Source organism: Streptomyces sp. SPB074, assembly GCF_000154905.1.
GTDB lineage: Bacteria > Actinomycetota > Actinomycetes > Streptomycetales > Streptomycetaceae > Streptomyces.
Genome location: NZ_GG770539.1, coordinates 1,841,385 through 1,849,538 on the forward strand (window position 1 = coordinate 1,841,385; position 8,154 = coordinate 1,849,538).

The window sequence follows — 8,154 nt, forward strand, 5'->3', positions numbered from 1 at the left end:
CGACCTCGTGACGATCCTCGGCAACCTCGTGGACAACGCCGTGGAGGCCGCGCAGGGCACCCCCGGCGCCCGGGTCACCGTCACCGCGCGCGCCGAACGCGGCCCCGAGGGCGACGAGTTGCTGCTGCGTGTCGCCGACAACGGTCCCGGGCTCGACCCCGCACACCTGGAGGACGCCTTCCGCGACGGCTGGTCGACCAAGGCCGCCGAGCCGGGCGCGCACGGCCTCGGGCTCGCGCTCGTACGGCAGGCGGCGGGACGCGCGGGCGGCACCGTGGCCGCCCGGCAGCACACGGGCGGCGGCGCCGAGTTCACGGTGCGGATGCCGCTGGCCGCGGGAGGGACGCGATGACCGAGCCCGTCCGGGTCCTCGTCGTGGAGGACGAGACCGTGGCCGCCGACGCGCACCGCCTGTACGTCGAGCGCGTGCCGGGCTTCACGGTCGCGGCGGTCGCCCACTCGGCGGCGTCCGCGCGCCGCGCCCTGGAGCGCACGCCCGTCGATCTCGTGCTCCTCGACCTGTACCTGCCCGACGGGCACGGGCTCCAGTTGCTGCGCGGACTGCGCTCGGCGGGGCACCGCGCCGACGTCATCGCCGTCACCTCGGCGCGGGACCTCGCGGTGGTGCGCGAGGGGGTCTCGCTCGGCGTCGTGCAGTACGTCCTCAAGCCGTTCACCTTCGCGACGCTGCGCGACCGGCTCGTGCGGTACGGGGAGTTCCGGGCGGCGGCGGGCGAGGCGGCCGGCCAGGAGGACGTGGACCGGGCCCTCGCGGCGCTGCGCGCACCGCGCCCCGCCGACCCGCCGAAGGGGCTGAGCGCCCCGACCCTGGACCGGGTCACGCAGGCGCTGCGCGCGGCGGGCGAGGACGGGCTCACCGCCCAGTCGGCGGCGGCCCTCGCGGGCCTGTCCCGCATCACGGCCCGCCGCTACCTCGAACACCTCGTCACGGCCGGCCTCGCGACGCGCGCCCCGCGCTACGGCCAGGTGGGGCGCCCCGAGCTGCACTACCACTGGGAGGCGCGCGGCTGACGGCTCGGGCGGCTCACACGGTTGCCGGCTCAGGCGGCCGGCGGTTCAGGCACGGCCGGCGGTTCAGGCGGCCGGCGGTTCGGGCGCGGCTGACGGCTCAGGCGCGGCCGGCGGTTCAGCCGGAGGCGGCCTCGCGCGTGATCCGCTCGAACTGCGCCCCCATGGCCTCCGCGAGCGCCTGCGCGCCGGACAGCGGCCGGACCATGACCGTGAACGTGTCGATGAGCCCCGCCTCGTTCACGTGCAGGAAGTCGCAGCCGGTCAGCTCGCGGTCCCCGACGCGCGTCGCGAAGACGAGGGCGTGGTCGGCCCCGTCCGCCTCCCCGATCTCCTTCACGTAGCGGAAGTCCTCGAAGACGCGGAGCACCCCGCGCAGGATCGCCGCGGTGATCGCCCTGCCGCGGTAGGGCTTGTGGACGACGGGGCTCGTGAAGACGACGTCCTCGGCGAGCAGTGCCTCGACGGCGTCCAGGTCACGGGCCTCGACGGCCTCACGGAAGGCGCGCATCACGATCACCTCTGCTTCGGGGGGAGGGAGGGGGGAAGGCGGGCGGGGGGCGTCGCCCCGTTCCGGCCGGGTCCCGCGACCCGGGTCCGGGCCTCCGGGTCCGGCCGGGCCGGCTCTAGAACACCGACTCCGTCTCTTCCATCCGCTCGGCGGGGACCGTCTTGAGCGCCGTCACCGCCTCCGCGAGGGGGACCATCACGACGTCCGTGCCGCGCAGGGAGGTCATGTTGCCGAAGTCGCCGCGGTGGGCGGCCTCGACGGCGTACCAGCCGAAGCGGGTGGCGAGGACGCGGTCGTAGGCGGTCGGGGTGCCCCCGCGCTGGACGTGGCCGAGGATGACCGGGCGGGCCTCCTTGCCGAGGCGCGATTCCAGCTCGTAGGCGAGGGCCGTGCCGATGCCCCGGAAGCGCTCGTGGCCGAACTGGTCGATCTCGCCCTTGCCGTAGTCCATCGTCCCGGCCGCCGGGTGGGCGCCCTCGGCGACGCAGATGACGGCGAACTTCTTGCCGCGCGCGAAGCGCTCCTCGACCATCTTCACGAGGTCGGCCGGGTCGAAGGGCCGCTCGGGCAGGCAGATGCCGTGCGCGCCGCCCGCCATGCCGGATTCGAGCGCGATCCAGCCCGCGTGGCGGCCCATGACCTCGACCACCATGACGCGCTGGTGCGACTCAGCGGTGGTCTTGAGGCGGTCGATCGCCTCGGTCGCGACGCCGACGGCGGTGTCGAAGCCGAAGGTGCGGTCGGTCGAGGAGATGTCGTTGTCGATCGTCTTCGGCACGCCGACGACGGGCATCCCGCTCTCGGAGAGCATCCGCGCGGCGGTCAAAGTGCCCTCGCCGCCGATCGGGATGAGGACGTCGATGCCCAGTTCGCGGGCGAGTTCCGGCGCGTTGGCGCAGGCTTCGGCGAGCCTGCCCCGCTCCAGGCGGGCCGAGCCGAGGATGGTGCCGCCCCGGGCGAGGATGCCGCTCACCGCGTCGAGGTCGAGTTCGCGGTAGCGCCGGTCGAGCAGACCCTTGTACCCGTCCTCGAACCCGATCACCTCGTCGCCGTGATGCGTGACGGCGCGGTGCACGACCGACCGGATCACTGCGTTGAGGCCCGGGCAGTCGCCGCCTGCGGTGAGAATTCCGATGCGCATCGTGCTGTTCTCCTGCTCGCTTACTAGAGGTGCGCGGGGGTTGAGGGACGGGAAGGGACGCGAAGAACGCGGATGGACGGTGCGGGCTCCCCCTGAACTCGGGCCGATTCTCGCACGCCCGTGGAAAGGCCGGAACAGACGTCCGCCCCGGGGGCGCGCGATTACCGTCGCCGGAGCGGAACAACGGCCGGGGGCGTGCGGAAATGCGGACGCGCCGGGGGACCGCGCGGGCGGCATACCGAGTGCTGTGGGTAGTGTCAAGGGGGCAGGCTCAGCAGATCAGGTGTTTTTGTCCTATGAGTTCTCGCGCATTCTCCCGCGCTTCGCGTGGGGCGCCGAGAACGATTCCGGGGTGCTCCGATGAGTACTCCCGAATTCGTATGAGTAGGGAAACGGAGAAATACCGGTGTCGCGCAGTGTCTATGTGACCGGGACCGACCGGGGGGACGGGCGGCAGGTCGTCGAGCTGGGGGTCATGGAGCTGCTGACCCGCAGGGTCGACCGGGTCGCGGTCTTCCGGCCGCTCGTCCACGACGGCCCGGACCGCATGTACGAGTTGTTCCGCGAGCGCTACCGGCTCTCCCAGCCGCCGGACTCGGTCTTCGGGATGCACTACGCGGCGGCGAACGCGCTCCAGGCCGAACGGGGCCTGAACGAACTCGTCTCGCGGCTCGTGGAGGACTACCAGCGGCTCGCGGCGGAGTACGACGCGGTCCTGGTGATCGGCACGGACTTCGCCCACACCCAGCTCCCCGACGAGCTGGGCCTGAACGCGCGGCTCGCCAACGAGTTCGGCGCCTTCGTGCTGCCCGTCGTGGGCGGCAAGGAGCAGTCGGCCGAGTCGGTGCGCTCGGAGGCGCACAACGCGTACCACGCCTACGCGGGCCGGGGCTGCGACGTCCTCGCGATGATCGTGAACCGGGTCGCGCCCGCCGACCGCGACCTCGTGCAGGAGCGCCTGACCGGGCGGATCGGCGTGCCGGTGTACGTCCTGCCGGACGAGCCGAGCCTGTCGGCGCCGACCGTCGCGCAGATCACGCACACCCTCGGCGGAACGGTTCTCCTCGGCGACGAGGCCGGGCTGTCGCGGGACGCGCTCGACTTCGTCTTCGGCGGCGCGACGCTGCCGAACTTCCTGCACGCGCTCACCCCCGGCTGCCTGGTCGTGACCCCGGGCGACCGCTCCGACCTCGTCGTGGGCGCGCTGGCCGCGCACTCGGCCTCCGCACCGGCCATCGCGGGCGTCCTGCTGACCCTCGGCGAGCGCCCCGACCAGGGGATACTGAACCTCGCCGCCCAGCTCGCGCCGGGCACCCCGCTCGTCTCCGTACCGGGCAACAGCTTCCCGACCGCGACGGAGCTGTTCACCCTGGAAGGCCGTCTCGGCGCGGCGACCCCGCGCAAGACGGAGACCGCGCTCGGCCTCTTCGAACGCTGGGTCAACGGTCCGGCGCTCCTGGACCGCATCCAGGTCGCGGGCAGCGGCCGGGTCACGCCGATGATGTTCGCGCACAAGCTCATCGAGCAGGCCCGCGCGCGGCGCCGTCGCGTCGTGCTCCCCGAGGCCACCGAGGAGCGCGTGCTGCGCGCGGCGGACGTGCTGCTGCGCCGCTCGGTGTGCGCGCTGACGCTGCTCGGCGACCCCGCCGTCATCCGCAAGAAGGCCGCGGACCTCGGGGTGGACCTCGAAGGCGCCGAACTGCTCGACCCGCGCGACTCCGAGCTGCGCGGGCGCTTCGCGCGCGAGTACGCGGGGCTGCGGGCGCACAAGGGCGTGACGGAGGAGCTGGCGCACGACGTGGTCGCCGACGTGAACTACTTCGGGACGCTCATGGTGCGCGCCGGGCTCGCGGACGGCATGGTCTCGGGCGCGGTGCACTCGACGGCCGCGACGATCCGCCCGGCCTTCGAGGTCATCAAGACCCGCCCGGACGCGAAGCTCGTCTCCTCGGCGTTCTTCATGTGCCTGGCCGACAAGGTCCTCGTCTACGCGGACTGCGCCGTCAACCCCGACCCGGACGCCGAGCAGCTCGCGGACATCGCGATCCAGTCCGCGACGACGGCGGCGGCCTTCGGCGTCGAGCCCCGGATCGCGATGCTCTCGTACTCGACGGGGACCTCCGGCTCGGGCGCGGACGTGGACAAGGTGCGGCAGGCCACGGAGCTGGTGCGGGCCGAGCGCCCGGATCTGCTCATCGAGGGCCCCATCCAGTACGACGCGGCCGTCGAGCCCTCCGTCGCCGCGACGAAGCTGCCGGACTCGCCGGTGGCGGGGCGCGCGACGGTGCTGGTCTTCCCCGACCTCAACACGGGCAACAACACGTACAAGGCCGTGCAGCGCTCGGCGAACGCCGTCGCGATCGGGCCGGTCCTCCAGGGCCTGCGCAAGCCCGTCAACGACCTCTCGCGCGGCGCCCTCGTCGAGGACATCGTGAACACCGTCGCCATCACGGCGATCCAGGCGGGGCAGAGCGGGAACGCGGAGGCGACCGCGTAGCGTGCCGCCCTCCCGCCCACCGCTCCCCCACGGACCCAACGGAAGGCCCTCGTGTCCGCCTCACCCACCCGTGTGCTCGTCCTCAACTCCGGCTCCTCCTCGGTCAAGTACCAGCTCCTCGACATGCGGGAGGAGTCGCGGCTCGCGACCGGTCTCGTGGAGCGGATCGGGGAGCGGACCTCGCGCGTCGAGCACACCCTCCTGACGGGCGCCGAGCCCGCGACCCGTACCCGCGAGGGCCGCGTCGCCGACCACGACGAGGCGCTCGACGCGGTCGCGGCCGAGCTGTCGCGCGACGGGCTCGGGCTCGACTCGCCGGAGCTGCTCGCCGTCGGGCACCGCATCGTGCACGGCGGCCGGCTCTTCGACGGGCCCACGCGCGTGGACCACCACGTGGAGCGTGAGATCGAGCGGCTGATCCCGGTCGCCCCGCTGCACAACCCGGCGGGCCTCGCGGGCATCCGTACCGCGCGGCGCCTGAACCCCTCGCTGCCGCAGGTCGCGGTCTTCGACACGGCCTTCCACGCGCACATGCCCGAGGCCGCCTCGCGCTACGCGCTCGACACCGCCGTGGCGGACGCGCACCGCGTGCGCCGCTACGGGGCGCACGGCACCTCGCACGCCTACGTCTCGCGGGCGACGGCCGCGCTGCTCGGGCGGCCCTACGAGGAGACGAACACGATCGTCCTGCACCTCGGCAACGGGGCCTCGGCCGCCGCGGTGCGCGGGGGCCGCAGTGTGGACACCTCGATGGGACTGACCCCCTTGGAAGGGCTCGTGATGGGCACCCGGTCGGGGGACATCGACCCCGCCGTGGTCTTCCACCTGATGCGGAACGCGGACATGTCGGCCGAGGATGTGGACGTGCTGCTGAACAAGAAGAGCGGCCTTCTCGGGCTGTGCGGTGACAACGACATGCGTGAGATCACCCGCCGGACGGAGGAGGGCGACCGCGCCGCGCGGCTCGCCTTCGACGTGTACGTCCACCGGCTGCGCAAGTACATCGGCGCGTACAGCGCCGTGCTCGGCCGGGTGGACGCGCTCGTCTTCACGGCCGGGGTGGGCGAGAACTCGGCGCCGGTGCGCGCGGCGGCCGTGGCGGGGCTGAGCGGTTTCGGGCTCGCCGTGGACCCGGAGCGCAACGCGGTGCGCGAGAAGCGGGCCCGCGTCATCTCGCCGGAGGGGACGCCGGTCACCGTCGCGGTCGTGCCGACGGACGAGGAACTGGAGATCGCGCGGCAGACGTACGGACTCGTCACGGAAGGGGGGGTACGGGGCTGAATTCCCGCGATTTCCGCGATTCCCGCCGGGTGCTCGTGCCGCGTATTGCGGGGCGCCTTCGGGGGCCGGTTTCACGGGATTCCGGTGGCCCACTTGAGCGCGGCACCGCCCATGTGTCGCTGCGTCGGGCGGTTCCCCGGGCCCGGGGAAACCCTTTCGTCTGAGCGGTCCCGCGCCCATGTGTTCTTCCGGTAGTCCGTTAATCCCGCCCCGAAACAAACCGATAGGATTTGCCTCATGCGCCGTTCCAAAATCGTCTGCACTCTCGGTCCAGCGGTCGACTCCTACGATCAGCTGAAGGCCCTTATCGAAGCCGGCATGAACGTGGCCCGGCTCAACATGAGCCACGGCTCGCACGAAGAACACCTCGGGCGCTACCAGCGCGTCCGCCAGGCCGCCGCCGACAGCGGCAGGACCGTCGGGGTCCTCTTCGACCTCCAGGGCCCGAAGATCCGCCTGGAGACCTTCGCCGACGGTCCCGTGGAGCTGGTGCGCGGCGACGAGTTCACCATCACCGTGGAGGACGTGCAGGGCGACCGCACGATCTGCGGCACGACGTACAAGGGCCTCCCGGGCGACGTCGCCAAGGGCGACCCGATCCTCATCAACGACGGCAACGTCGAGCTCAAGGTCACCTCGGTCGAGGGCCCCCGGGTCCGCACCATCGTCATCGAGGGCGGTGTCGTCTCCGACCACAAGGGCATCAACCTTCCCGGCGCGGCCGTGAACGTGCCCGCGCTCTCCGAGAAGGACGTCGAGGACCTCCGCTTCGCGCTGCGCACCGGCGCGGACATGATCGCGCTCTCCTTCGTGCGCGACGCCTCGGACGTCAAGGACGTCCACAAGATCATGGACGAGGAGGGCAAGCGCCTCCCCGTCATCGCGAAGGTCGAGAAGCCGCAGGCCGTCGCGAACATGGAGGAGGTCGTCCTCGCCTTCGACGCCGTCATGGTGGCGCGCGGCGACCTCGCCGTGGAGTACCCGCTGGAGAAGGTCCCGCTGGTGCAGAAGCGCCTCGTGGAGATGTGCCGGCGCAACGCGAAGCCGGTGGTCGTGGCGACCCAGATGATGGAGTCCATGATCACCAACTCGCGGCCGACGCGCGCCGAGGCGAGCGACGTCGCGAACGCGATCCTCGACGGCGCCGACGCGGTCATGCTGTCGGCCGAGTCGAGCGTGGGCGCGTACCCGATCGAGACCGTCAAGACGATGTCGAAGATCGTCACGGCGGCCGAGGAGGCGCTGCTCTCGCAGGGCCTCAAGCCGCTGGACGAGGGCAAGAAGCCGCGCACCCAGAGCGGATCGGTGGCCCGTGCCGCCGCCGAGATCGCGGACTTCCTGGACGCGAACGCGCTCGCCGCCTTCACGCAGTCCGGCGACACCGCGCGCCGCCTGGCCCGCTACCGCACCGCCCAGCCGGTCCTCGCCTTCACGACGGAGGAGTCCACGCGCAACCAGCTCGCGCTGAGCTGGGGCGTGACCCCCTACCTCGTGCCGCACGTGGAGACGACGGACGCGATGGTCGACCTCGTGGACGCCGAGTCGGTGAAGCTGGGCTGGCTCAAGGACGGCGACACCGTGGTCATCACGGCGGGCTCGCCCCCCGGCGTCCCGGGCTCCACGAACCTCGTCCGGGTCCACCACCTGGGCGACAACCGGCAGGGCTGAGCAGGGCGGAACGGCGTACGTGGGAGG

At 72.6% G+C, this 8,154-nt stretch carries 7 protein-coding genes; 5 read left to right on the forward strand and 2 right to left on the reverse strand.

Going from position 1 to position 8,154, the window contains the following annotated elements:
- Together SSBG_RS07275 and SSBG_RS07280 are read left to right on the forward strand one after the other, a co-directional pair.
- Nucleotides 1–352, forward strand: a 352-nt coding sequence (locus SSBG_RS07275) for a sensor histidine kinase (protein WP_158677751.1), incomplete at its 5' end; no start/stop codon positions are given.
- Nucleotides 349–1,032, forward strand: coding sequence for a response regulator (locus SSBG_RS07280; protein WP_008745556.1), 684 nt, complete (start codon nt 349–351; stop codon nt 1,030–1,032). The genes SSBG_RS07275 and SSBG_RS07280, both read left to right, overlap by 4 nt.
- A 115-nt stretch (nt 1,033–1,147) precedes the next feature.
- On the opposite strand, the gene SSBG_RS07285 is transcribed toward SSBG_RS07280, so the two are convergent.
- Complete coding sequence (locus tag SSBG_RS07285) at nt 1,148–1,540, reverse strand: nuclear transport factor 2 family protein (protein WP_037871205.1); 393 nt, start codon at nt 1,538–1,540, stop codon at nt 1,148–1,150.
- A gap of 115 nt (nt 1,541–1,655) precedes the next feature.
- Nucleotides 1,656–2,681 (reverse strand): ATP-dependent 6-phosphofructokinase, encoded by a 1,026-nt coding sequence (locus SSBG_RS07290; RefSeq protein WP_008745558.1) that lies wholly within the window; start codon nt 2,679–2,681, stop codon nt 1,656–1,658.
- Between the two features lie 406 nt (nt 2,682–3,087).
- On the opposite strand from SSBG_RS07290, the gene pta reads away from it, so the two are divergent.
- The 3 genes from pta (at nt 3,088) to pyk (ending at nt 8,127) form a co-directional block, all read left to right on the forward strand.
- Complete coding sequence (gene pta / locus SSBG_RS07295) at nt 3,088–5,178, forward strand: phosphate acetyltransferase (RefSeq protein WP_008745559.1); 2,091 nt, start codon at nt 3,088–3,090, stop codon at nt 5,176–5,178.
- Between the two features lie 51 nt (nt 5,179–5,229).
- On the forward strand, nt 5,230–6,459 hold the full coding sequence (locus SSBG_RS07300) for an acetate kinase (protein WP_008745560.1): 1,230 nt from the start codon (nt 5,230–5,232) through the stop codon (nt 6,457–6,459).
- 237 nt (nt 6,460–6,696) lie between these two features.
- Nucleotides 6,697–8,127, forward strand: coding sequence for a pyruvate kinase (pyk, locus tag SSBG_RS07305; protein ID WP_008745561.1), 1,431 nt, complete (start codon nt 6,697–6,699; stop codon nt 8,125–8,127).
- Nucleotides 8,128–8,154: the final 27 nt, after the last annotated feature.

What these genes read in the sequence shown, in the direction of transcription:
- SSBG_RS07280 (WP_008745556.1), top strand. Translation starts at nt 349, where the DNA reads ATGACCGAGCCCGTCCGGGTCCTCGTCGTGGAGGACGAGACCGTGGCC.
- SSBG_RS07285 (WP_037871205.1), bottom strand. Translation starts at nt 1,540, where the DNA reads ATGCGCGCCTTCCGTGAGGCCGTCGAGGCCCGTGACCTGGACGCCGTC.
- pyk (WP_008745561.1), top strand. Translation starts at nt 6,697, where the DNA reads ATGCGCCGTTCCAAAATCGTCTGCACTCTCGGTCCAGCGGTCGACTCC.
- SSBG_RS07290 (WP_008745558.1), bottom strand. Translation starts at nt 2,681, where the DNA reads ATGCGCATCGGAATTCTCACCGCAGGCGGCGACTGCCCGGGCCTCAAC.